Origin of the sequence: Pseudoalteromonas sp. C2R02 (genome assembly GCF_018860845.1) — a bacterium.
GTDB lineage: Bacteria > Pseudomonadota > Gammaproteobacteria > Enterobacterales > Alteromonadaceae > Pseudoalteromonas.
In genome coordinates this window covers 135,046-160,107 of sequence record NZ_JAHKQC010000013.1, presented here as the reverse complement: position 1 = coordinate 160,107, position 25,062 = coordinate 135,046, and the positions used below count along the sequence as shown (strand labels likewise).

Sequence of the window (25,062 nt, the reverse complement as noted above, 5' to 3'; positions counted from 1 at the left end):
TTAGTCCTGTTGCTTTATATTATGCTTTTCAATTCTGCGGTAGAGTGCTTGGCGACTAAAACCCAATTCATTTGCTGCACGGGATATAACCCAATTATATTTATTCAATGTTGCTTCAATGCGTTCAGCTTCACTTGGTTGTTTTTGTATCGTGCTTAAAGTTTGCGGATCATTAGATAAAAAATCTTCAACAGATAAACAAGCTTCATTTGCAAATACCAACGCACGTTTACATGCGTTTTCTAGCTCTCGTACATTACCAGGCCAAGTGTGTGCTAATAAATGATTTTTTGCACAAGCTGATAAACTATGATCTTTACCAATAAAGTATTCTGCTAAGGGTAAAATGTCATCTTTTCTTTGATTAAGTTCTGCTAACTGTAATTCAACAATATTGAGTCTGTAGTATAAATCTTCTCTAAACAACCCTTGGTTAATATCTTCTTGTAGATTGCTATTGGTTGCACTAATCACACGAACGTCTACTTTTAATGTTTTACTAGACCCGAGTCTTTCAAATTCACCTGTTTGCAGTACACGTAATAATTTCATTTGACCGGCTAAATTGAGATTTCCGATTTCATCTAAAAATAAAGTACCGCCATTAGCTGCTTCAAAACGTCCTTCTCTTGCAGTATTCGCGCCTGTAAATGCGCCTTTTTCAGCACCAAAAAGCTCAGCTTCCATTAAATCATGGGGTAGTGCCCCCATATTAACTTTTATAAACGGGCTGTTTTTGCGTTTGGAGTTTTGGTGAATATGATCAGCTAATTTTTCTTTACCTGAACCATTTGGCCCGGTGATCAATGTATTGATATCAGACTGAGCGACTTTATTAGCCATATGGATCAAGCTATTCATTTTTTGACTTTGATATATAAAACTGGCACTTGGTTCTTGTTTTACATCTGGTGTCGCTTTATTTAAATTTTCACTTATAACCTCTAGTAATTTTTCATCGTTCCAAGGTTTAGGTAAATAATCCGCAGCGCCAGCTTTGACAAGTTCGATTGCGGTTTCTAACTGACTCCACGCTGTTATGAGAATTATTGGGATATTTGGATTAATCTGTTTTATATCGTAAAACAGGTTTTTACCTTCATCTCCGGTGGTTGTACCATCGGTAAAATTCATGTCTTGAATGACAAGATCAATCTTTTGATGTGATACAGCCATTAATGCTTTTTTTATGGTAATTGCTGTGATCACTTCATAATCATAAAGGCCTAATAATAAATCTAGCGCGTCTAATATGTCTGGGTTATCGTCAACAACTAAAATACGCTTCAATTTTTTTTCCTGTATTATTTTTATTACAAAACAAATTACGGATATTATACCCATGCTATCTCAAGATGCGAGTTTCAGGATAACTGAGCAATTCATGATCTAGGCGCATCTTTGTATTAATGGTCGCTCCCTTAAAAGAAGATGGAACAACGAGCTTGAATTGCTCAGAAGTCCCCGCAGGGTTGGTTTAGAAACGCTTTATGCTGCGTTAGATGAATTTGAAATAGAATAACTATCACTGTATTCATCTGCCTTGACTAAAGCGTTTCTAACTCCAACTGAATCCTGCATCTTGAGGTAACATGGGTATATATGTTTTGTCTTAGGCGGGACTTCAGTCCCGCATTTGTTATTATTAAAGTTATAAAGTATGTGTTGCCACCACAGGTGATATTTTTGTGGTTTTATATGCAGGTAACCATGTTGCTAGCGTACCTGATACAAATATAATACTTACTGCGATGAAATATAACAGAATATCTGGTTTATCTATAGTGATCACTTGGCTTAATAAAATATTAATTATAATGGTCGATGCAATACCTAAAATACATGCAAACAAGCTCATTAACCAATTTTCACTAAATACATATAAAATAATATCTTTTTTTGTCGCACCTAAAGCACGACGTATGCCTATATACTTACGCTGTTGTGACATGTGAAAATGCGCATGAGCGAAATTACTGATAATTGTTACCATAATCATTAGTACACACAATATTTTAAATAAACTAGCCAAGCCAGTTTCTTGGCTAAAGAAGTTTTTATGACGTTCACTCATGCTATATACATCCATTATATCGCGTTCCGGTTGCACGGCTAAAATAGTAGATTCGACTAACTTTTTAACGTTATTCAACTGACCAGGTTTGATACGTAATAAATAATTTTGTGTGAAATCAAATTGGGCAAATGTAAAGTTACCAAACACAGCAAAATATTTAGCGCGATCTTCCCATCTTGGATTAACCATAAAGTCTTTAGCGATACCGACAATTCTACCGTGATTTGAAAGTTTTCCGATTGCTGACTCATTAGGGTAAACCGCTTTTGCTAGAGACTCTGTAATAACAATATTTGGTTGTAACTCATCTCGTTTACCTGCGTAGTAAACCTCTGTCATATCGTCATCTTTTGTTAATGCTCTGCCTTCTATTATTTCAACACCTAGGTTTTCTACACCTAATTCATTTGAATAAAATATTGGCACATAGTCTAAATCTTTTGCGGTAATAGTATCTTTAGGTGTCGCTTCATCTTTGAAGTTACCGTTCCAACCACCATTTTGAATAGGCAGTTGATTATATTGTGCTGCACTTATAACACCATCAAGCTCAGTTAACTTTTTTAGATCTTGTTTAGTTATCGCATCATAAAAAGTTTGATCTTTATATTCACCTGACGTGGGTAATAGTTGAATTGCTAATAGGTTTGGTACATCAAACATTAATGGATCATTAATTTTTTTACTGGTATCTAAACTGATCAATACAGTATTAACTACTAAGCCTAAAGTTAAAGCTAATTGTAATAATAATAAACAGGTTGCAAATTTTCTCAGTAATAATGCTTTTAGTAATGCTTTTATATTCATGTGATTTCTCCTTTTATCTGAGCCGTTTATTTTAGTTGTGCACTTAAGCTTGAGTTACTTGCTTGTATAAGTGGATACAATGAGCTTAAAAAACTGGTTACGAGGGCAATGCAAATGCCCATTATGACCAAACCTGAATCGAATGATGCGCTATCACTTAAATAAGGAAATAGGGTTAATGAAAACTTTAAGAAAAGCCAACCTAAAATCAAAGCTAATGCAGCGCAACATGAACCTATGATCAAGCTTTCAACCGCACCTTGATAAAAAACATGTTTTTTACTGGCACCCACAGCGCGACGAAGTCCAGTTTCAAATTTAGCACTGTGATAACGGGCTAATAATAAGCTACTTGCGTTAAATATACATACAGCAAGAAACAATACTGTTGCAAATGCAAATGCCAGAATTTTTTGATCTACTACTTTGTTTTTATCTAGCCATTGATTAACGTCATATAGCTTATTATTAATAGGAAAAGGGTGCTCACCTGCGTCTTTTAAACTTTGGCTATAACTATCTAAATAATTTTGAAATTGTGCTTTTTGTTGCGCGTTATCTAATTGAACAAAAGCTTGCATATAAAATACATTTTTGTCCCTTGTATCTGATGCATCTTTAAATCGTTCAGTAGAAGATGTTCTTGCGCTAATGCCCCAGTTATTTGTGAGTGCAGTCTCAACAGGGGCGTATAAATCATCGGTTTGATTAAATGCACGTCTTTCTGTTGCATGATAAAACAATGGCTTTAAACTCCAAGGCTTTAAAACGCCTACTACTCGAAATACTTGTTTACCAATTTCAACTGATTTTCCAATACTATTTACACCAGCAAATAGCTTTTGATTTAAATCTGCGCCAATAACAATATCGTTGGCATTTTCGTTTGTCCAAGTACCACCAAATTCAAATGGTGCGTTTGTAAGCTCAAAAAAATCGCTGGTTGTTGCACGAGTTTCTGCACTAAAACGCGTTAAGCTTTTAGATTCAACATTACGGGTATACACTTGAGAAGCGTAATGTGCCAGGCTATATGTTGGTATATCACTTTTTAAGATATGCATAGCATCTCTATAACGTAATATATGCAAAGGTTCTGAGTTATTGTCATTTTTTTCAGGCCAGGTTGTCATATTTACGCTAAAAATTTTATCGCTTTTCTCTGGGATCGGATCACTCGACATTACTTTTAATATCGCTAAATTTGCAAGTAATACCGCGACACCTACAGCTAAAGTTGTGATCATAAGTATAAAAAACAACTTATGACGCTTTAAATTATGTTTACTGAGTTTTAAATAGTATAAAAACATATCCATAGCGTTCTCCTTAAGCCGTTTGTGCTTTGTTTAGGGCTACGTCATTTAAAGGCGCATAAATACTCATATCAGTAATTTGACCATCTATTACTTGAACATTTCGCTTTACTGAACGCGCTTGATCCGGGTCATGTGTCACCATAATGATAGTACTGCCTTGATCGTTTAATGTATGCAGTAACTCCATCACTTGACGTGCCATTAAAGAATCTAAGTTACCAGTTGGTTCATCAGCTAATAATATTTTAGGCTCTCCAGCTAAAGCTCTGGCAATTGCGATACGTTGCTGTTGACCGCCTGATAACTGGCTAGGTAAGTATTTATGACGACTTGCTAAACCTACTTGTTCAAGTGCTGACTCAATACGGCGTTTACGTTCTTTTGCACTAAATCCACGATATCTCAGTGGCATATCTATGTTGTCAAATATATTAAAGTCAGGAATAAGGTTATAGCTTTGAAAAATAAAGCCAATTTTTTCGTTTCTTAATCGCGAAAGTTCGTCATCTTTAAGTCCTTTGACGTTAACACCATCTAATTCATAACTTCCGCCATCAAAAGCATCTAATAAACCCGCAACATTTAAGAAAGTAGATTTACCAGAACCTGAAGGGCCTGTTACTGCAACAAATTCACCTGAATTTACTTTTAAATTAAAATCTCTTAAAGCGTGAGTTTGAATGGTATCTGTTTTAAATACTCGACTGATTGATTGCATATTTAACATTTTTATTTCCTCAATTTATTTAAAACTATTTATTTTATTTTCATTTTTGTGTTTTTAAAGTGTTAACTTAATTTGTGTATTCATGGCGAAGTCAGAGTGATCTGATATTATTAGCTCATCATTTTCATTAACGCCTTGTAAAATTTCAACAAATTCTACACTTGATATACCCACACTGATTTTGTGTTTTTCTGCATAGTTATCAGTAACTTTAAATACAGATTTAGCTGCGCCAGCTTTTAAGAAAGCACCACGTTTAACCATTAATACATTAGATTTACGTTCGAATTCGATAGTGGCATTAACTCTTTGATTCTGCCTTAAATTATGGGCATGATTATTGTCAATAGAAATCCTGATCTGTACTTGGCTATTATTAATTTCCGGTGAGATAGAGCTTAATGTACCTTTTAGCTTTTTTCCGGCAACAGTCATATTAACAGTTAAACCTATGCCTAAATCATCAGCGTAGAACTCAGGTACATTTAGTTGTGCTTCGTACTGTGTTAAATCTACGATAGTCATTAGTGCCTGGGAGTCTGCAACACGTTCTTTTTGTTCGATTAACCAATTACCAACTATGCCAGCGACAGGGGCCTTTATTGCTAATGCTTGTTCTCGGCGAAGTAATTCATCTAAAATGATTTGCTGTTGGTTAACCTCAAATTGACGGGTTTGATTTTCAAACGCTAAACGTTTTTTAGCAAGCTCTACACGTTTATTCGCATGTTGATGCCTTAAGTTGGCTTCTAACAGTTCATCTTGTGTTTTAGCGTAATCAAGCTCACTTATAACTTGCTTATCAAAAGAGAGCTGTGCACGTTGATGCTCTCTATTTGCAGCATTTAATCTTACTTTTGCTTCATCTAAACTGCGTTCTAAGTCTAATTGTGCTTCGTCATCTTTTAATGATCCACGACTGGCTTCAATTTTAAGTTTATCTAGTTGAGATTGATTTTGTTTTATTAAAGATATCAGTTCAGGGCTATTTAACTTAGCAACGATTTGACCTTTAGTTACTTTATCGCCTGGGCGACTTAGCATAGTCACATCACCTATTTCTGGGCTATAAAGTTGTGGTGCATTTGCTGCCACTAATTTACCTGATACTGCTACATCTCTTATTAATTCACCGCGAAATACTTTAGCAGTGAGTAAGTTTGTTTTGTCTACTGAGATAACACCTGAATACCAATTACTAAGTGTTGGTAATGTATAAACACCTATGAGGATCACAATAATCGAAAAAAGCGTATATTTAACCCAAGTGTTAGATTTAACGTTTTGTATTTGCTCATCTTGAGTCTCTGTGCTTTTTATCATGGCTTTTCAACATATTAATTATTTATATATGTAATAGAGCAGGTTGAGTGCCAACTTTTTATATTTATATAAACTACTGTTTAATAAGTGTATTATTTTTATTGGTTAAGCAAAGTGTGTCCGATCGGACACCTGAATTGTCCGTTTGTGTCCAGTTAAATAAATGGTGGACAGAGGTGAACAGTAAATTATATATTTTTGATAAATAGGTCAAATTTACTAAACTAGATAAATAACTCCAAAACAAAGCAAAAAATGAATACTGTTAAAAAGTTATATATATTTTCCTCATTAATATTTTTATTAAAAAGTCAGCATACATTAGCTGAGGATAATGATTTATTTGAATTATCATTAGATGATTTATTAAATATTACAGTGGTGAGTAGTAATGGCATTGAAGAAAATTTGATAGATGCTCCCGCAGCTATGGTTGTTTTGACTGAAGATGATTTTCAGCGCAGGGGATATAATAATTTAAAAGAAATATTTATTGATTTACCCGGGTTTGATGTGATTCAAACTGGGGGGGCAAATAACACAACTTCTTATCAAAGGGGTTATAGGACCCCTACGACTAACAGAACATTGTTCATGATTGACGGAGTCGTGGATAATAATTTGTGGAGCCACGAGTATATAATGGCCCATCAATATCCAATAAGTATGATAAATCGTGTCGAAGTTTTATATGGTCCCTCATCAGTTCGCTATGGCGCAAATGCATTTTTAGGTGTGATAAATGTCATCACAAAAAAAGGTAAAACTTTAAAAGAACATGAATCAGAATTTTTAATAAAAACTGAAATAGGTAGTTGGAACTCAAAAGCATTAGAGATATTTACAAGAGCAAAGTTAAAAAGGTTTAGTTTTGACATTGCGGCTGTAATGTTTAACTCTGATGAAGAGGATCTATCTGATAGATGGGGGTTTCTTTCAAATGACTTATATAGTCAAACTGATATTTGGGGACCTATTTTAGAATATAAAAACAATGGAAAATCTTATGGTTCATATCAGGATGAATCAGATGATTGGGGGGTGTTTGCTAATATATATTTTAATAATTTAACTATTGGGATGTTCAATTGGCAAATTGATGAGGGCTATGGAGGACAATATACGGCAGATAGAGGGCAAAATAATGGAGACTGGTACCGCTCTTCAAAACAGATGTATTTAAATCATGACTGGAAAAATAATAATAAATTTAAGGTGAATACAAACCTTACATATAGAGAAAGCCGCATATGGGGGAATTGGGCTGAAGCCACACCTGACTGGGAAGCAGGCATGGAAAATTATTCTTACATAAGTGTCACTAATTGGAATAGTTCAAATTCAGCAATTGAAATAAAACAAGATTTTGATTATATGCTTAATACACAATTTAGATATTTAACTGGCTGGCGTTTTAAACGTTCTGATTTAACCAAAGCATATGACGTTCCAGGTTATTGGGGAGCCTATAGCTCTACAACTCCAACTAGTAATGTAGGTCCTTATGGATTTGGTGCCGCAATATATTACAGTACAGATCCAATTTATGATTTTGATTCGCAAACGCTTAAAGAAGTACCTAGTGATAATCGTGTTAAATTTAATGATTATGGTGGTTACGTATCATTTATATATGACAATGAAGCCTTCAGGGCTAATTTCGGGATCAGATATGACGAAAATCAAATTTGGGGCTCGTCAATAAACCCAAGAGTGTCTGGAATTTATAAATATAACAATAGTAAATCTTCTATAAAACTCGTGTATGGTGAAGCATTTCAAGAGCCACCAGCACAACAATTATATGGAGGTTGGTCTGGTAGACAGGAAAACCCAGATCTAAAACCAGAAAAAGCCAAGAACCTAGAACTTATTTTTATGCATAAAACATATCAATGGTTACATGATATTTCTTTGTATAGTGCATGGTATGACAACGTGATCCGTGAAGATTCAATAAACAATGGTAGCCGAAATGTTGCTGGGCTTGAATATAGAGGCCGTTTTGAATTTCAAAACTTTCTTAGCGAACAAAGTAATATTACAGGTCATTTATATTACACATTCACTCACGCTAAAACGGATCGAATGTTTTCTCACGATGATAATGTGTGGGTTAATAAAAATGGTACATTAGGCGATATTTCGCCACACAAAATAAATTTCCTAATAGACATACCTTTCAAAGAAAGTTGGAATGTTAACTTTAAAGCAAACTATTTAGATCGCACTAAGCTATATTCACGTAATCCACTTATTCTGCAAGGTATTGAAGTTGGCTCTAGGGTTATTTTTGACTCATCTATAAGTTATTTAAGTAAAAATTGGAAAGTTTCATTAAAAGCACTTAATTTATTTGATAGAAAAATACTTGCACCAGGTATTCAAAAAGCAGATTCTGGTAATGATTTTTCTAAACGGAGCTTGGGATTCAGTAACTCGCTCAGCGCACAGCCTGGCCGTTCAATTTGGTTAACATTGAGTTATTCGTTAGAGTAATAAATAAAAAGGGGGGAGAAAGTTCCCCCCAATCCCTAATTTACCACTTATGCCATAGACCTAACCATGCTTTCAAATCAGATTTACTGTTTTCAGGATTGACTTGCGCTAAGCCTAAATTGATAGATAAATTTGAAATACCGGTAAAACCAAAATCATTGGTAAATTCACCTTTAATACCATAAACATCTATATTGTCTTGATCTTTCATTGTGTGTCTGGTGTAAAATAATCTGCCAGCTTCAAATGGTGAGAACACCTCATATTTTACATAGTCATTTGTTGTTGCAGAGTAAAATGCCATTTCAGGTGCGAAAACCGTATTTAGATGTGCTTTTGGCTGCATTAAAGTTGAACCAAATCCACCTATATTTATTATATTACTAGCCTCATCACTTCGCTTGATAGCTTGAATTTCAGCACCTAATCCATAATGTTTAACATGTCCTGCTAATGAGAACATGGCATTATAGCCATCATAATTCATATCCTCTAATTCGCCAGATATATAATATAATTTTGATTTTTGACTTACACCCCATACTTGTTTATCAAAATACCAAGATTGATCAAAACCAAAAGACTGATAATGGTGATCAGCACTTATGTCATTCGTTTGTGTATCTGCAAAACGTATTTGAGCAATTGTATTGATAGATAAAGTATCTCTTCTAAATGGGTAAGATGCTTCAAGTAATAAACCTGTGTCTGAAATATCTGTAGATGCATCCGTAAGTGCATGTTTTTGTTCATCAACTTTCAAATCATATTGGTAAGCATGGGCAAATAGCTTTATTGGCCAACCTTGCCAGCGTACGTTTGCACTGGCTCCTGATAAAATATTTTTATTTAAATCAGAGCTCACATTCAATTGCCAATCAAAACGACTTAACACATCGCCACTTTTGTAACCTAATTCAATTAAGTTTGTAGAAGCAGAGTAGAAGCTTTCTCCAATACTCAGTGTGCCTTCCTGTGGACCTATGCCATAGTCACGTTGTTGACCAATGGATTCATCAACAGTCATTTGAGCAGGGCTTAGTTTAATTGGGCTATTATCGATGGCCATAATATCAATAATGTTATGTTCTGTTATATCGGTAACTTGTACAAAATCTTGTTGTTTTAACGCTAATTGATATATATCAGGACCATTAGAATTAATTGATAAATGCAATAATGAATCATCACTCTGAGCGATAGGCCAAGAAACAGGGTGTTCACCTGAACTTATCGCTGATAGTGTTTTTGATTTAAAGTGATATTGATACATCTTCACTTCACCTTGAGTACCCGCAACATAATAAAGCGAATTACTATCTTTAGCCCATTCAGGATAGGACAAGAACTGGTAATTAGTAGGCACTGGTATCACAAAGTCTGAGTGAGAACTTGAGTTTAAATCCTTTACTTTTAATTGCCATTTGTTATTTAAACCTGTTGTTAAATAAGCAAGTTGACTTGCATCAGAGTTTAATCGTGGAAAATCATAAATGTTCGAGGTAGATGCTTTATTTAAATCTGATATCTTATTGCCGTTAAAATCAAATTTAACCAGTTGTGATTTACCAAAACGAGATTGTTCTGCGATGATGACATCATCAGTAATATCGAATCGACGAAGATTAGCTGCTTGGGTTATTTGTTTTGTTTTACCTGTATTTATGTTCCAACTGAATAAATCTTGGTGTAATTGTGAATCGCTGCCTTTGGTTGATGCACCAAAGATAATGGTATCGTCATTTAACCAGCGAGGGTTTCTTATAGATTGGTAATTAGTTTGATTTAAAGTGAATTTGATTTCTCTTTTAAATACTTTAGGTGTCTTGCCTATAATATCTTGAGGATCGTCTTTAATGATTTCTTTCGCTTTTTTATTAAACTTTTCAGCAGCCTTAATATTATCTTGTGTTGTATATATGTTTAAAATAACTTCTTTGTGGTCTTCTTTTCTTTGTGTTTCTACAACGGCAAGGAAATTACCATTTGGACTTAAAGATGGGTCAGATACTTGACCTGTTAAATCTAACCAAAGTTCAGAATTTGAATCAGCATATTGCGCTTCTTTACTCATGGCTTTGAATGTATATTCCGCTACAAATCTTTTATACAAGGTTTGCGCTGAATCTTGGAATACCCCCTCAAATGATTGATTAAAACTACGTTGCTTAACTGCTTTCCAACGTGACCAAACAGCATCTAAAGTATCTTCTCCATAATTTTCTTCAAGCCATTTTAAATAACGTACACCAACTAAATATGCCATAGAACCTGACATATAACGCTTGTCCATTTTACTCAATTGGCTATATGAAGGTAAGGCACCTTCACGGGCAAATTGTTGAATTATAGCTTCTACACCATCATGATATAACCTACCACGACCTGTTAGTTTGGATTCTTGTAAAGTCGCATAGCCCTCAGCAACCCATCGATCAGCTTTGATGATAGATGCATCATATAAATCCCAAACTTGTGCTAATTGATTACGCCATTCACTTCGATTTTTTTGTGCTAAATGAACCAAATGTACGTATTCATGTAAAACTAATAATTGTTGCCAACTACTAGAGTTTGAAATAACGCTATCTGATTGTGGCGGAGTTGCAAATAAAGCCATGTAGGGTTTACTGCTCAGTGGAACTGCAAATCCATTTGAAGCATTAAGTGGGTCAACAATATAGGCATCAACTTTTTCGTCTAAAACACGATTTTGTTGTTTTTGGATAAGCAAACGCACATTTTCCATTTCTCTCGCACTAGATAGTGCCCAATCTCTATATTCAGGTGTGAAATGAACTCTGAAGTTTTCAGTTTCGAAAGTTTGCCATTGTGATGATTTATCGACAGATACTGCTTGGCTATTAAGAGAGAATAATGCAAGGGAGCTTAAAGAGAATGCTTTAACAATGGAGTTGAATTTCATAATACCGTCCGGGGTTATCATTTATTATTTGAGCGAATTGTAGTGAAGTACAATAAAATTAGCTAAAAATTATGATAGGCGGTAAATGAAAGTGATGTAAGGTTTTATATGGCGGTTTTAACAGTCAGTGGTATAAATTGACTTTTATACCACTTTAACAGGTGAGATTAAGGCGCTTTACGCTCAACTAGATTTACCCAGCCATCAGGCCCTTGTTGGCGACCCATTTGAATATCTGTTAATAATGTATACATAGCTAAAGTATATTTACCAACATTACCATCTCCAACAGTGATCACGTCATTGTTTTCAAAGATATAAGAGCCAACAGGAGATACAACTGCAGCAGTACCAAAACCGCCGGCTTCAATAATGTCACCAGATTTTACATCGGCGATAAAGTCTTGGATTTTGATAGTTTCTTGTTTTACTTCAAAACCAAGCTGCTCACTTAAACTTAAAATTGACTGAGAAGTGATTGATTTTAAAATTGTATCTGTAAATTCAGGAATAATAACCGTGCCATCTTTACGGACATGGTAATGGTTCATAGCACCTGCTTCTTCGATATATTGATTAGTTGAATCTAAATATAATACTTGAGAAGCACCATAAGTTTGTGCGGTTTCAGATGCTTTTAATGATGCGCTGTAATTACCAGATGCTTTAGCTGAACCTGTGCCACCTGATACTGCGCGATGGTATTGTTCACTTACTAATAAACGAATTGCTTTATTGTTACCATCTTTGTAATAAGCACCACTTGGGCTTAGTAATACACAAAAAGTGTAATTTTTAGAACTTCTTACAGAGATATGATCTTCAGTAGCAAATACAAATGGACGAACATATAAACATGCGCCATCTTGTTCAGGGAACCAAAGGCGATCGACATCAATGAGTGCGTGTATAGCATCGATTTGCATTTGTTCATCAATAGACGGCATACAAACAACAGAACCTGAATGATTCATACGAGCTGCATTCATATCTAATCTAAATGTATGTATTTCACCATCTGTATGTTTATATGCTTTAGCACCTTCAAAAATTGATTGACCGTAATGTAATGCCATAGCGCCTGGTGGCATTGTAAGCGGGCCGTAAGGAACAACACGTGGCTCAACCCATTGACCATTTTTATAATCCATTAAAAACATATGGTCAGTTCTTAGTTTGCCAAAACCAATATCTTCTTCAGGCTTAAATTGCTCTGTACGACGGGTTTCTGCACTTTTTAATTGGTAATCAATATTCATTATCTACTACTTATTATCTGCACGGTTCTAAAAATTATTGCAAGCATAATGAAGATGTTGTCAAATAAAAGCAATACTTGAGTAATATAAAATAGTTTATTTAACTATTTTTATATTAAAGCATAAAAAATACAGAGATCTTAAAAATGACGCAAACTATAGTTAAAATGGAATTTGAAAAAGAAAATAAACACAGTATTCGTTACAAAGAAGTACCAGAACCAGGCAAAGCTGAAGTCATAGGTAGCATTTATGTTCAGAAATGGTTCGCAGAAAATGCCAAAACTATCGAAGTAACTATCAATAAAACTGATGGTTAAGATCATGTTGCCGGATCAATTATTCAGCAGCTCGAGAATACATTAAAAAATGAATACGCCAGCTCATAGACACTACTATATTAGCAAAATAGAAATGGGTTAAGTAGGTGGCTTAACTCATTTCATAACTACTGATTTTGCTAATGATAGTTTGAGCTCTATAGGAATGAAACAGAATTCACTTCTTCATACAGCTTATTGCCTTTTTTAACTAATTTTTGCGCTTCTAAAAAGCGTTTTTTCTCCATCAATTGATTAGCATAAGATAAATAGCTACTGGCAACTAACTTTTTAATTTTAATTGAATGTTTGAAATCATTAGGTAATTGAGAAGTGATTGCTTGAATATTGTCGTCAATCTTTTGCAACTGGTAATGATCTTTTGCAGTTAACACTTCAGTTTTAAAATTTTCAAAAGTTTTCAAATAAAAAACTTCAGCTGCAGTTGAAGGATAGGGCGTGTTTACATTTTTTGCTAAATCTAAATTATACTGGGCGAGTACTTTTACGGAAGTTTTCATGTCTCGTGCAAATGATAATAAAGGTTGGGCTCCTTCATAATTTGTCAGAGTAAGATTAGCAACATCTATTAATTTATCAATTTCAGATACATGGTGTTTAGTAACTGCATCATTAAAGTTTGTCTCAAATAAAAGGTAAGAAGTTTCAGTAGGGACAAAAGTATAATCATCATCTAAAAATGCTAAGTCATTAATTAGTTGTGCGATATTGTTATTCTGCGTTTCATGATAACGACCTTGAGATAAAAGCAATTCAAGCCTATCGGATAGTGCAACTATGATAGATTTTTTGCTAGTTTCTTCTGCTTGTTTAATTTGTGCTAATCTCATGGAATCTGGGTAATATTTAAAAGCATCTAATAAGATGTCATTTATTTCATCGTAGTTTTTGTATTTGTTATTTGCATCTTTGCCTACATTTCGGATCTTTGTTTCATAAATTTCAATAATACTATGTTGATGTTGTCGCATTAATGCTTCTCTAGCAATAAGCTTGTCTTCTGGAAAAGAATCATATTGTGCTAATAACTGTGATGAAGAAATTTTACTAAATGACATTAAATCTGAATAATTTTTTGATTGTTCAGCCAGTTTAACTTGTAGTGATTCAATTGATTTATTTTGCTCTAAGTAAATATAAGATACACCGCACATTAGAGCAATACTCGCTGCGATGGCTGTTACTTTCGGTAATAAGTTACGATTTAAACCTGAATGTAATTGCTTTACATTTTCTATTCTGTCTTTTTTATTTAATGCGAGGGCTGCTTTTAACGAAAGCCAAGAGATAAAACTTAAGTTACTTGGCTTCTTTAAGGCAAATTGCTCCAATGATGGGTCATTAGCAGCTTTTCGGTCATAAGGATGTTTAGATGTTAACAACTCATATATAATACAAGCGTAAGAATATAAATCATCACTCGGACTTGAAACTTCACAATTTAATTGTTCTTTACTGGCGTAAGCAGGTGTAAATCCTGATACATCAGAATTTGTCACACTTTGATCGAGTGCGTAAGCATCTTTTTGTTTTTGTAATGCTTGAGCTACGCCAAAATCAAACACTTTAATTAAGCCATCTCTCGTTAACATGATATTAGCGGGCTTTAAATCTGTATGAACAATACCTGACTTGTGTGCATAACTTAATGCATCTGCGATTTGACCAACAATTTTTTTAATACCTTTGTATGGCAAGCCCATTGGTTTTGCACGGTTAATAATTTCATCTAGTGGTTCACCATCAAGCCATTCCATCACAATATAATGATACTTACCGTCAAAACTCACATCGAAAACGCTAATAATATTTGAATGTGATAAGGATTGCGTTTTTTTTGCCTCTTTTATTAGTAATTGCGTTGCTTCAGATACGTCATTAATTCCTGATTGCAACACTTTAATAGCAACTATGGGATCTTCAACATCAGCTTTTTCAAGATAAAGATCAGTGGCTTTGTAAACATCACTCATGCCACCGCTACCTATTTTTTCTTCAATCAAATAGCGATTGTTCAGTTTAGTACCAGTTAGGTCGTTAGTACTAGTTTGAGAATTTTGTTTGATACCGGCTACACGAGTTTTATCTTGATTATCAATGTTTTGAGTTGAATTTTCATTATCCATAAGTGCTACTAGGTCCTTTAATAATATGGCTAATTAAATAAATCTAACATGAAATTTCAAATTAAATTTATTTCTTATTTTTATTATTAACATGTCTCTAAAATATTGACAACGGTCAATTGTTTTTTTATTCTACTCTCGGATTTTAGGTACAAATTAAAGGATGTTACTAAACCTCATGGAATTAGAGTTAGAAATTGTCAGTTATCACAGGTTATCTCCTGAGCAAGTGTGCAAAAAGAAATTTACAGGTTCTGCAACCCTTGGTCGTGCTGAAAAAAATGATTGGTACTTACCAGATCCAGAAAAAGTTGTATCAGGTTGTCATGCCAAAATTGAAAATAAAGATGGTGACTTTTATATCCATGACACATCAACTAATGGTTTGTATATTAATAGAAGTGTTGAAGCATTAGGGCAAGGTACAAGTCATAGACTTAAAACAGATGATTTACTCACATTTGGTGATTATGAAGTCAAAGTAATCAGCATAGAGCATGTAAAAACTAAAGTAGATAATACCCCGAACATCCCACCTGTGGCACATGAAATAGATACTATGCTATCTATTAAAACGAATAATGATTTTCAGCAGACTAACAAAACACAAACACCAAAATTTGACGGTCAGATAAATGATGATTTTTCAGTACCAAATGCATCTATTCCTGAAGAATGGGATTTTGGCTTAATAAAAGACCCAAATACCACAGAACGTTTATCCTCTGATGTAGATTTGCAACAAGTAAGCCATGAAGTTGCGTCTTCTCCTGCAAAAAGTGACATTTCTATAAATGCGCCTATTGAGCGTAAGCAGACTAATGAGCATGAAAAAGTAGGCAGCCTAACTTCAGGTGATAATTATGATTTATTAAAATCCTTTTTAAATGGCATCGGTTGTCAAAACAATATTGAAAAAGATTTAACCAGTGAAATGATGTTTGAACTAGGTGAAAGTTTAAATTTACTGTTAGCGGGGGTAATGAAAACCTTGCGTCAACGAGCTGAAATTAAGAATGATTTTAGGATTAATCAAACAACATTCCAACAAACAGAAAATAATCCACTTAAGTTTTCAGCATCTATCGATGATGTTATGCAAAACTTGTTTTTACGCCGTAGTAGCAGCTTTTTATCTGCAAAATCAGCCATAACTGAAGCATTCAATGATACTCAAAACCATGAGAAAAGTTTAATTAATGGCACGCAAGGCGCAGTAGAAGGGCTTTTAAAGCAGTTAGACCCTGAACATATTGCACAAAGAGATTTTGATGGTCAGAATGTTTTAGAAAAAATGATACCAAATCAAAAACCAGCAAAATACTGGAAATTATATAGTTTACTGCACGCTGATATAAAGCATTGTCTTAATAAACAACAATCTCAAGTATGGCACGATGACTTTGTTGCAGCGTATGATAAAAAAATAAAGTCACTAGCTTAAATTAGGAATAATAAGATGAAAAAATTATTTAAACTAGTAAGTTGTTTAACTGCCGTAGTGGCATTAAATGCTTGTACTACTATCAATGCAATTGTACCACCCTCTACTGATTTAGAATTCAATGTTGCAAAAGATGTGAATCCTAATTTTAACGGCAGACCATCTCCAGTCGTTGCTAAAGTTTTTGAATTAACGTCTAGAACAATTTTTGATACTCAAGATTTTTTTACTTTGTATGAAGACCCAGACAAAGTGCTAGGACCTGACCTCATAAAACGTGATGAATTAGAATTACAGCCATTAGAATTGAAAACTTACAAAATGGTTTTGAATAAAAATACCCGCTATGTGGGTGTCATTGTGGCTTATCGCAATATCGATGGCGCAAAATGGCGTGCTGTAATTGAAGTAGATCCAAGGTATTACGATGATATTTCTGTCAACATTGAAAAGTTGGCGATTTATATGAATGAAAAAAACAACATAATTTAATAGAAGTTTGGTAAGGATATCATGAGTGATTTTAGCCCTGTGGCATGGACTGAGGGAATGTTTTTAAGACCACAACATTTTCAACAACAAGATAGACATTTTCAATCTAGTATAAAACAAGTTAAACATCCCCTTAATTGGGGATTAGAATCAATATCTATAGATGAGTCTAGTTTAAAGTTAGGACAAATTTCAGTAACTAGTTGTAAAGGCACTTTTCCTGACGGTACACCATTTAATATTCCAAATCCTGATATGATACCTAGTAGTGTTGATGTTGTATTTGGCAAAGAAAACGAGATTATTTATTTATCGATCCCGAATAACAAAGCCAATGGCGTTAATATCTCAGATGATACGGATCTAGCAATAACTCGCTATAAATATGCAGATCATAACGTAATCGATACCAGTGTTGGTAATGATGCGCAAGAAATGCTTCAAGTAGCAAAAATTAACTACAAAATACATTTTGAAAGTGATGATAGATCTGGATATGTCAGCTTAGCTATTGCTAAAGTCAGCCAAATTACTAAAGATGGCTTAGTGATTCTAGATGACAAGTTCATACCGCCTTTAATGTATGTTAGCGCAAGTAAATATTTAATTAATATTATTAAACAAGTCGCTGCTATGATTAATCACAGAGCCGAAGCAATCGCTGTACGCATGAATAAATCAAATGTAGCATCCAGTGGCATAGCTGATTTTTTAATGCTCCAGCTGTTAAATAAATATCAGCCATTATTAACACATTACACCCATAATATTGGTCTGCATCCAGAACTGCTTTATCGTGATTTTTTATCTTTAATGGGTGAACTGTCTACTTTTAGTAGCGATAACTTAAGACCTGCTTCATTAGAACAATATCAGCATGATGATTTAACATTAGTTTTTAATCAATGTATTGCTAACTTAAGTAATAGTTTAAGCTTAGTGCTCGAGCAAACTGCGACTGAATTAAAATTAGAAAAAAGTCAGTATGGTGTTTACTTTGCTGTTTTAAATGATAAGTCTATCTTAAATCGTGCTCAATTTGTTCTTGCATTGAAAGCGAATGTTGTTAGTGAAGAAATTCGCAATCGCATTCCTGCACAAACTAAAATTGGTACAGTCGAAACAATCAGAGATCTGGTGAATAATCAATTGCCTGGGATCTCATTATCTGCATTACCTGTTGCCCCAAGGGAAATCCCATATCACGCGGGATATCATTATTTTCAATTAGATAAAAATAGTAGTCAATGGAATAACTTATTATCTAGTGGAGGATTAGCTTTACATTTTTCTGGAAATTATCCTGAATTAATGGTCGAGCTTTGGGCAATAAATCAAAGTTAAATTCAATCAGGAAGAAAAACGTGAATGATAAAACGGTTGTTAGACCAAGGCCAGGGAAGCGAAATACAGCAGCAACAATAAAGCCAAAAGACCCTTCTCAAGCACAAAAAAATGAAGATCAAACTCAGATAAATGAAAATATAAATCATGGCTCAAAACAAGCCGCAATTTTAACCATTACTGAAAATGATATTGTTGACTGTGCTGATATGGTGTTATCGCTTTGCTGTCAATTGAAGGCTACAAAAGAGTATAAAGATGTCACAACGCTTAAAGTTCAATCTATCGAACTCATTAAGTTGTATGAGCAATCTTTAAGGCTCAAAGGGGTGTTACCGAGTTTAATTGAACATGCAAGGTATTGTTTATGCTGTTTTTTAGACGAGGTTGTTTTAAATCAACCTTGGGGTGAAAATAGTCATTGGGCGTCTAACAGCCTGTTATCAACATTTCATACGCAAACAAACGGTGGCGAACACTTCTTTATATTGCTTGATAGCTTCTTAAATGAGGGTGAACAAAAAATTGAATTACTAGAGCTGATGTACTTATGTTTATCCTTAGGTTTTGTTGGCAAAATGCGAATGGATACTGCCGGTGACAGTAAAATTGAGGATTATAAAGAACAAGCTTATCGTAAGATAAAATCGAAGAAAAGAACTTATACAAAAGATTTAGCACCTCAGTGGCAAGACAAAATAGCCAAAGGCACCGAATTAACAGAAGGATTTCCTATATGGCTGATACTGTTACTCAGTGCTGTGTTGCTTTCTAGTATTTACATGATTTTTAGTTATAAAATTAATGATTACTCTTCAGATATTTATAAAGACCTTAATTCTTTAGTACCTTGGGAAGCAACTAAAGAGCAAGCACTTGAAAATTTAAGTAGTGATGAAGCTATTGAATTACAACAAATTCTGCAAACAGAAATTAATATGGCACTGCTACAAGTTGAGCAGTTATCTGATCGTTTAAGAATTAGAATAGGTGCGGGCGTATTATTTGCTTCAGGAAGTACAACAGCGCGTAAGGATTTTGAACCTGTCTTAGCAAAAATAGCCCGTGCCATTGAAAGTACCAAGGGAAAGGTCTTTATTTCTGGTCATACAGATGACACGCCTATTTTTACAACAAAATACCCATCTAATTGGCATTTATCATTAGCGAGAGCGACCTCTATTGGTAATTATTTAGCTAAAAATGCCAACCTTGAGGGCCGAATTTGGCCTGAAGGACGAGGTGAATCTGAGCCTTTAGTTGCCAATGATTCACAAAGTAATAAAGCAATCAATCGTCGTATTGAAATTGACATATTACTTAAATAAAAGGAATTTATAAAAATGAAAGGGTTTTTTGCAAAACTACTAAACTTTATCAAATCAAAAATATTTATGCTTATTCTTGGATTTGCCTGTCTTGCATTATTGATTTGGTTTATAGGTCCATTAATAGCAATCGCAGATTATGAACCACTAAGTTCACCTGCAACACGATTTTTTGTACTATTTTTCATCATGCTATGTTGGGGAGTGTCTCATTTTATTTCAAAAGCGAAAGATAAAAAAAATAACGATAAAATGGTTGATCATTTAATTAATGGTTCTGAGGATAATACACATAAGACAGATGCCTCTGAAGGGCAAGAAGAAGTCGAGTTGTTATCTAAAAGAATGCATCAAGCCCTTGATATATTGAAAAGTACTAAACTGTCGAAAGGAAAAAGTGTATACCAATTACCTTGGTATATTATGATAGGTCCACCGGGTTCTGGTAAAACAAGCACAATACATAATTCAGGTTTAGAGTATCCATTAAAAGAAAAAATGGGTATCGACATGATACAAGGGGTTGCTGGTACTAGAAATTGTGACTGGTGGTTCACAGATCAAGCAGTATTGATTGATACCGCAGGCAGATATACAACACAGGATAGTCATAGCCGAAGAGATTCTCGTGCTTGGCAAGGTTTTCTTGGCCTCCTAAAAAAACATCGCCCTAAACGTCCAATAAATGGCGTGATTATCAGTATGGGTGTATCAGAGCTATTAAATCAGACTAAAACAGAGCGAAATATTGCCGCTAGAGGAATAAAACAAAGACTTCAAGAGTTACAAAATCAACTCGGGATGAAATTCCCTGTATATGTATTATTGTCTAAAGCTGACTTAGTTGCTGGGTTTAGTGAATTTTTTGATGATTTGTCTGATGAGGAGTGCGAACAAGTTTTTGGTGTCACTTTTGATCTTGAATTAACGAATGAAAATAGCAGTGTCAATTTATTTAATAAAGAGTTTCATGGCTTATTAGCAAATATAAATTCACGTGTTAATACACGCTTATTACATGAAAGATCAGCAAGCCGCAAAGCCATAATTTATGAATTTCCTAAACAATTAAGATTATTACAAAGTTATGCGGATGATTTTTTGAAAGAAATTTTTTCAGAAAATGCATACGAAGAAGCGCCAATCTTAAGAGGGTTATATCTAACAAGCTCTACACAAGAGGGCACACCAATAGATCAATTATCGAATCATATCGGTATTGGCACTCGTAATTTACAAGCACAAAGCACTGGCAATAGCCGAAGCTATTTTATTAGACATTTACTTGAAGGTGTCATATTCCCAGAGCAAAACTTAGCAACCACAAACCGTTTTCATGATAAACAAAATAGGATCTTAAGAAACAGTATTCTTGGGGTAGCTACTTGTGCAATTGTTAGTTTAAGTGTGCTTTGGTGGCAAAGTTTTTCATGGAATAGCCAATTGATTGATCAAACTAAATTAGCTGTTGTGAAATACAAAGAAATCTCCGATGGCGGTCTTAATGAAGATACGGAGATTATTAAATTAACGACTTCTTTGTCTTTGATCCGTTCTTTACCAGTTGGATATGAAAAATCTTATTCAGAAGATGAAATTAAATCTATGGGTTTATTTCAAGGTGATAAATTAGAGCAGCCTGCAAAAACGGCATATCAACGAGCGCTGCACGGATATCTCCAACCTTATTTAATGGGGGCGCTAATAACTGAAATGCAGCAAAACTCTGCACATCTAAGTTATTTATATGAAACGTTAAAGACCTATTTAATGCTTCATCATCCCCAGTATTATATCGAAGATGATGTAATTGTTTGGTTTGATTCTTATATTGATAGAAAGATGCCTGGTGAAATAAACGGGCAATCCAGAACTCAGTTAAAGCAGCATATTGCATCTTTATTACACTATGGGGTTAGAAATCCAAAATTAGATAACGACATTATAATCCAATCTAGAGAAGCCCTAACAAGTTTACCTCTTGTAGAACGTGCTTATCAAAGGCTTAAAAGTGACTTTATTGAAAGCAGTATCCCAGACTTTAGGTTAATTGATTTATTTACCTCTGAAAGTTTGACTGCATTTATGTTTCAAAGTGATCGTGATTTTACTAAAGGGATCCCTGGTTTATTTACGTATAATGGTTTTCATGGCATTTTCAATATTGAAAAAAATAGAATTATTACGCGTTTAATCGAAGATAGTTGGGTTTACGGTGATGATTTAAATAATTTAGATTCTAAAACAAAGCAAAGGATCACGGGTCAATTAGAAACTAAATATATAAGAGATTATATCTTTTATTGGGAAGACTTCTTAAGCGACTTAACTGTAAAAAGTTATTACTCTGCAGCCAACGGTGCTGAAATCACCAGAGCTTTATCAGGTCCTGATGTCCCTCTGAGAAATATCATTCATGAAGTACAAAAAAATGTAAATTTAACTAAGTTGCCTTTATCAAAAAATCAAAAGGCGGCTGGTGAAATTGCGAAAAGCGCATCAGAAGAGTTATTCAGACAAAAAAAATCTCGTTTAGACAGGCTTTTACCTAAGAAGAAATTAGATGTAGAAATTAATATGCCTGGTAAAGAAGTCGAGCAAGCATTTGCAGAAGTATTAGAGTTTAAAATACAAGATATTGATAGCACACAGCAAACATTACGCTCTATTAACCGGTATTTAGATAAAATTGCATATTTACAGCCGGGCGAACGTTTACCACGTAACCTAGGTAGTTTTAAAAAATTAAGTCAACAACTGAGATCTGAAAGTGAGGCATTACCTTATCCATTCTCAACTTGGATTTCCGGCATTGCAGCACAAACAAGTCAAATTACTAAAAATAATGAAAGGCAAAGGTTAGATGGTATCTGGAAAAGCCAAGTTGTATCTGAGTATCGAAGTGCTTTAGCTGGTCGTTATCCATTTAAGAAAAATACTAAACGTGAAGTTAGCTTAAAAGATTTTGGTCGATTCTTTGGACAAAACGGTACATTAGATAAATTTTTTAATAGCTACTTAAAGGCACATGTTGATACTAGCAAATCTCCGTGGAGATTTACGCATGATATTGGCATTAATCAAGATGTTTTGGCTATGTTTGAAAAGGCTCACAAGATTCAAAATGCATTTTTTGATCAAGGTGGTAAATCTCCAAAAATTGAATTTAATCTCATGGCAGAATCATTAGATGATCGAATTAATCATCTTATGTTAAGACTTGATGGACAAGAGCTTAATTATCGTCATGGCCCACCACGAGCAAAACAATTCTTTTGGCCTGGTACTTCAGAAAACAATGAAACACGTATTGTTTTTACACCACCAAAAGGAGGTCGTTCAATGAATATAAAATACGCGGGCACATGGTCATTCTTTAGATTATTAGACGAACTTACCACTAGACGTCCTGAAACTAAAAATGATAGTAAGTTGAAAATCACCCTCAACGGTCACAAAGCCGAGGTTTTATTGTTACCAAACAGCGTATTTAATCCTTTTTGGGCGAGTAAGCTAGAGGAGTTCTCATGTCCAGACCGACTTTAGCTTTTGATATTGGTTATTGTGGCAAAATACCGACTAAAGGTGATTTTATACAAAACACTTTTGACGAAAGCTTTTTTGAAATTTGGAATGAATGGCTACAAAGTGTTGTAGCTGTAAGCAAAGAGCAACTGTCTCATGATTGGTTAGACACCTATTTGACAAGCCCGATATGGCACTTCTCATTATCAGGGGGCTTGTTATGTGACTCAGCTGTACATGGCACTTTAATTCCAAGTGTTGATCAAGTTGGACGTCATTATCCTTTTTCGATTTTGGCCACTACTAACGCAACACCGGTTGCTGCTTGGCAAAATAAAATTTGGGCTAATTTATTTGAGGACAAAATTCTTCAAAGTTTAGAAGATGATTTTTTGATCCAGACCTGGTACCAAGACTTAAAAACACAACATAAAGATATTAAAGACAACAATCTTAATTTTAAATGTATTAAATCTTCTGATGATAAAAATGATTCAATTATCATTCAAGGTAAACATGCTTTTGATGCTTTAGATTTATTAGACCAACAATATAAAAACCAATTTGGTATGTATAGTCTTTGGTGGACACAAGGCTCAGATCTAGTAGAGCCTTGTGTCATCGTTGCACCAGGTTTACCCAAAGTAGGTCAATTTTCATCAATGCTTGATGGTAAATGGCAGCAAAGGAAATGGCAGTATATAAAGCAAGTAGAAAAGGACTCTTAAATGTATTTATCAAGCCATGCTCAGACACATCGTGGAACGGTCAGGGTACTTAATGAGGATGCCTTATTAGAATTACCTCAGTTAAATTTATGGGTGGTTGCCGACGGTATGGGAGGACATGCTGCTGGTGATGTAGCAAGTCAGTTGGTGGTTGATACCATTGAAAATCAATTATTAAAATTACCTGCAAATGCAATCAGTAAACAAGTGATTATTGATGTTATAAAGCACGCTAATAACCAATTACAAAACATGATCGATTCACATTTCTCTGGCAAAGTAGCTGGTAGTACTGTTGTTGTTTTATGGATATATAACAATCAATTTCATTTCTTTTGGGTAGGCGATAGTCGAGGATATTTACAAAGAGCAGATATACTGAGTCAGATCACAAAAGATCATAGTCAAGTTAATGATATGGTTGATGAAGGCGTACTTGATTCTTCTGAGGCTGAGTCACATCCTTTAGCTAATGTTATCACTCGTGCAGTGGGTGTAGATGAGGAAGTTGAAGTTGATTATATATCCGGTGCACTTTTACCTAATGATATATTTTTATTATGCTCAGATGGTTTAAATAAAGAAGTGAGTAACGAAGAAATAGAAGCAACAGCAAAAAATGGAACAATTATTGATGTTGGTCTTGCATTAATGCATGCGGCTTTAGTTCGAGATGCCCGTGATAACGTGACATACATTCTCGTTAAAGCAAATATTGATAATAATAATTCTGGTGCTGAATCTTGTGATGTGACCATTCCATTATTTAGATAAATAAAATAAATGTTTACAAA

The 25,062-nt window shown here is 34.3% G+C and carries 17 protein-coding genes; 9 read left to right on the top strand and 8 right to left on the bottom strand.

Annotation, left to right across the window (positions count from 1 at the left end; genetic code table 11):
• The 5 genes from KO527_RS03525 to KO527_RS03505 all read right to left on the bottom strand — a co-directional run bounded on the left by KO527_RS03525 (position 1) and on the right by KO527_RS03505 (position 6,256).
• Positions 1-1,290, bottom strand: a complete 1,290-nt coding sequence (locus KO527_RS03525) for a sigma-54 dependent transcriptional regulator (RefSeq protein WP_216039000.1) — start codon at positions 1,288-1,290, stop codon at positions 1-3.
• Between the two features lie 361 nt (positions 1,291-1,651).
• On the bottom strand, positions 1,652-2,887 hold the full coding sequence (locus KO527_RS03520; RefSeq protein ID WP_216038999.1) for an FtsX-like permease family protein: 1,236 nt from the start codon (positions 2,885-2,887) through the stop codon (positions 1,652-1,654).
• A gap of 26 nt (positions 2,888-2,913) precedes the next feature.
• Complete coding sequence (locus tag KO527_RS03515; RefSeq protein ID WP_216038998.1) at positions 2,914-4,206, bottom strand: ABC transporter permease; 1,293 nt, start codon at positions 4,204-4,206, stop codon at positions 2,914-2,916.
• Positions 4,207-4,216: 10 nt separating this feature from the next.
• On the bottom strand, positions 4,217-4,933 hold the full coding sequence (locus tag KO527_RS03510; protein ID WP_216038997.1) for an ABC transporter ATP-binding protein: 717 nt from the start codon (positions 4,931-4,933) through the stop codon (positions 4,217-4,219).
• A gap of 54 nt (positions 4,934-4,987) precedes the next feature.
• Positions 4,988-6,256, bottom strand: coding sequence for an HlyD family efflux transporter periplasmic adaptor subunit (locus KO527_RS03505; protein WP_216038996.1), 1,269 nt, complete (start codon positions 6,254-6,256; stop codon positions 4,988-4,990).
• A gap of 255 nt (positions 6,257-6,511) precedes the next feature.
• On the opposite strand from KO527_RS03505, the gene KO527_RS03500 reads away from it, so the two are divergent.
• Positions 6,512-8,755, top strand: a complete 2,244-nt coding sequence (locus KO527_RS03500; RefSeq protein ID WP_216038995.1) for a TonB-dependent receptor — start codon at positions 6,512-6,514, stop codon at positions 8,753-8,755.
• Between the two features lie 40 nt (positions 8,756-8,795).
• On the opposite strand, the gene KO527_RS03495 is transcribed toward KO527_RS03500, so the two are convergent.
• Together KO527_RS03495 and KO527_RS03490 are read right to left on the bottom strand one after the other, a co-directional pair.
• Positions 8,796-11,681 (bottom strand): hypothetical protein, encoded by a 2,886-nt coding sequence (locus tag KO527_RS03495; protein WP_216038994.1) that lies wholly within the window; start codon positions 11,679-11,681, stop codon positions 8,796-8,798.
• A gap of 167 nt (positions 11,682-11,848) precedes the next feature.
• Complete coding sequence (locus KO527_RS03490) at positions 11,849-12,940, bottom strand: branched-chain amino acid aminotransferase (RefSeq protein WP_216038993.1); 1,092 nt, start codon at positions 12,938-12,940, stop codon at positions 11,849-11,851.
• A gap of 146 nt (positions 12,941-13,086) precedes the next feature.
• Between KO527_RS03490 and KO527_RS03485 the strand changes: the two genes are divergently transcribed.
• Complete coding sequence (locus KO527_RS03485) at positions 13,087-13,260, top strand: hypothetical protein (protein WP_216038992.1); 174 nt, start codon at positions 13,087-13,089, stop codon at positions 13,258-13,260.
• Positions 13,261-13,418: 158 nt separating this feature from the next.
• Here the strand turns inward: KO527_RS03485 and KO527_RS03480 are convergent, their stop codons facing one another.
• Entirely contained in the window at positions 13,419-15,407 is a 1,989-nt protein-coding gene (locus KO527_RS03480; protein WP_216038991.1) for a serine/threonine-protein kinase, read from the bottom strand.
• Positions 15,408-15,585: 178 nt separating this feature from the next.
• On the opposite strand from KO527_RS03480, the gene tagH reads away from it, so the two are divergent.
• Genes tagH through KO527_RS03445 form a run of 7 tightly spaced genes read left to right on the top strand, consistent with a single transcriptional unit; the run spans position 15,586 to position 25,042 of the window.
• Entirely contained in the window at positions 15,586-16,851 is a 1,266-nt protein-coding gene (tagH, locus tag KO527_RS03475) for a type VI secretion system-associated FHA domain protein TagH (RefSeq protein WP_216038990.1), read from the top strand.
• A gap of 15 nt (positions 16,852-16,866) precedes the next feature.
• On the top strand, positions 16,867-17,343 hold the full coding sequence (tssJ, locus tag KO527_RS03470) for a type VI secretion system lipoprotein TssJ (RefSeq protein ID WP_216038989.1): 477 nt from the start codon (positions 16,867-16,869) through the stop codon (positions 17,341-17,343).
• Between the two features lie 21 nt (positions 17,344-17,364).
• On the top strand, positions 17,365-18,687 hold the full coding sequence (gene tssK / locus KO527_RS03465) for a type VI secretion system baseplate subunit TssK (protein WP_216038988.1): 1,323 nt from the start codon (positions 17,365-17,367) through the stop codon (positions 18,685-18,687).
• 20 nt (positions 18,688-18,707) lie between these two features.
• Positions 18,708-20,015: a type VI secretion system protein TssL, long form gene (gene tssL / locus KO527_RS03460; protein WP_216038987.1), complete on the top strand. Its 1,308-nt coding sequence runs from the start codon at positions 18,708-18,710 to the stop codon at positions 20,013-20,015.
• A 15-nt stretch (positions 20,016-20,030) separates the two neighbouring features.
• Positions 20,031-23,561, top strand: a complete 3,531-nt coding sequence (gene tssM / locus KO527_RS03455; RefSeq protein ID WP_216038986.1) for a type VI secretion system membrane subunit TssM — start codon at positions 20,031-20,033, stop codon at positions 23,559-23,561.
• Positions 23,543-24,268 (top strand): type VI secretion system-associated protein TagF, encoded by a 726-nt coding sequence (tagF, locus tag KO527_RS03450; protein ID WP_216038985.1) that lies wholly within the window; start codon positions 23,543-23,545, stop codon positions 24,266-24,268. Before tssM ends, tagF begins: the two co-directional genes overlap by 19 nt.
• Positions 24,269-25,042, top strand: a complete 774-nt coding sequence (locus tag KO527_RS03445; RefSeq protein ID WP_216038984.1) for a protein phosphatase 2C domain-containing protein — start codon at positions 24,269-24,271, stop codon at positions 25,040-25,042. It abuts the gene before it with no gap.
• Positions 25,043-25,062: the final 20 nt, after the last annotated feature.

Excerpts from the sequence above, each read along its gene's own strand:
- KO527_RS03520 (WP_216038999.1), bottom strand. The coding sequence starts at position 2,887 with ATGAATATAAAAGCATTACTAAAAGCATTATTACTGAGAAAATTTGCA.
- KO527_RS03515 (WP_216038998.1), bottom strand. The coding sequence starts at position 4,206 with ATGGATATGTTTTTATACTATTTAAAACTCAGTAAACATAATTTAAAG.
- KO527_RS03510 (WP_216038997.1), bottom strand. The coding sequence starts at position 4,933 with ATGTTAAATATGCAATCAATCAGTCGAGTATTTAAAACAGATACCATT.
- KO527_RS03505 (WP_216038996.1), bottom strand. The coding sequence starts at position 6,256 with ATGATAAAAAGCACAGAGACTCAAGATGAGCAAATACAAAACGTTAAA.
- KO527_RS03500 (WP_216038995.1), top strand. The coding sequence starts at position 6,512 with ATGAATACTGTTAAAAAGTTATATATATTTTCCTCATTAATATTTTTA.
- KO527_RS03495 (WP_216038994.1), bottom strand. The coding sequence starts at position 11,681 with ATGAAATTCAACTCCATTGTTAAAGCATTCTCTTTAAGCTCCCTTGCA.
- KO527_RS03490 (WP_216038993.1), bottom strand. The coding sequence starts at position 12,940 with ATGAATATTGATTACCAATTAAAAAGTGCAGAAACCCGTCGTACAGAG.
- KO527_RS03485 (WP_216038992.1), top strand. The coding sequence starts at position 13,087 with ATGACGCAAACTATAGTTAAAATGGAATTTGAAAAAGAAAATAAACAC.
- KO527_RS03480 (WP_216038991.1), bottom strand. The coding sequence starts at position 15,407 with ATGGATAATGAAAATTCAACTCAAAACATTGATAATCAAGATAAAACT.
- tagH (WP_216038990.1), top strand. The coding sequence starts at position 15,586 with ATGGAATTAGAGTTAGAAATTGTCAGTTATCACAGGTTATCTCCTGAG.
- tssJ (WP_216038989.1), top strand. The coding sequence starts at position 16,867 with ATGAAAAAATTATTTAAACTAGTAAGTTGTTTAACTGCCGTAGTGGCA.
- tssK (WP_216038988.1), top strand. The coding sequence starts at position 17,365 with ATGAGTGATTTTAGCCCTGTGGCATGGACTGAGGGAATGTTTTTAAGA.
- tssM (WP_216038986.1), top strand. The coding sequence starts at position 20,031 with ATGAAAGGGTTTTTTGCAAAACTACTAAACTTTATCAAATCAAAAATA.
- tagF (WP_216038985.1), top strand. The coding sequence starts at position 23,543 with ATGTCCAGACCGACTTTAGCTTTTGATATTGGTTATTGTGGCAAAATA.
- KO527_RS03445 (WP_216038984.1), top strand. The coding sequence starts at position 24,269 with ATGTATTTATCAAGCCATGCTCAGACACATCGTGGAACGGTCAGGGTA.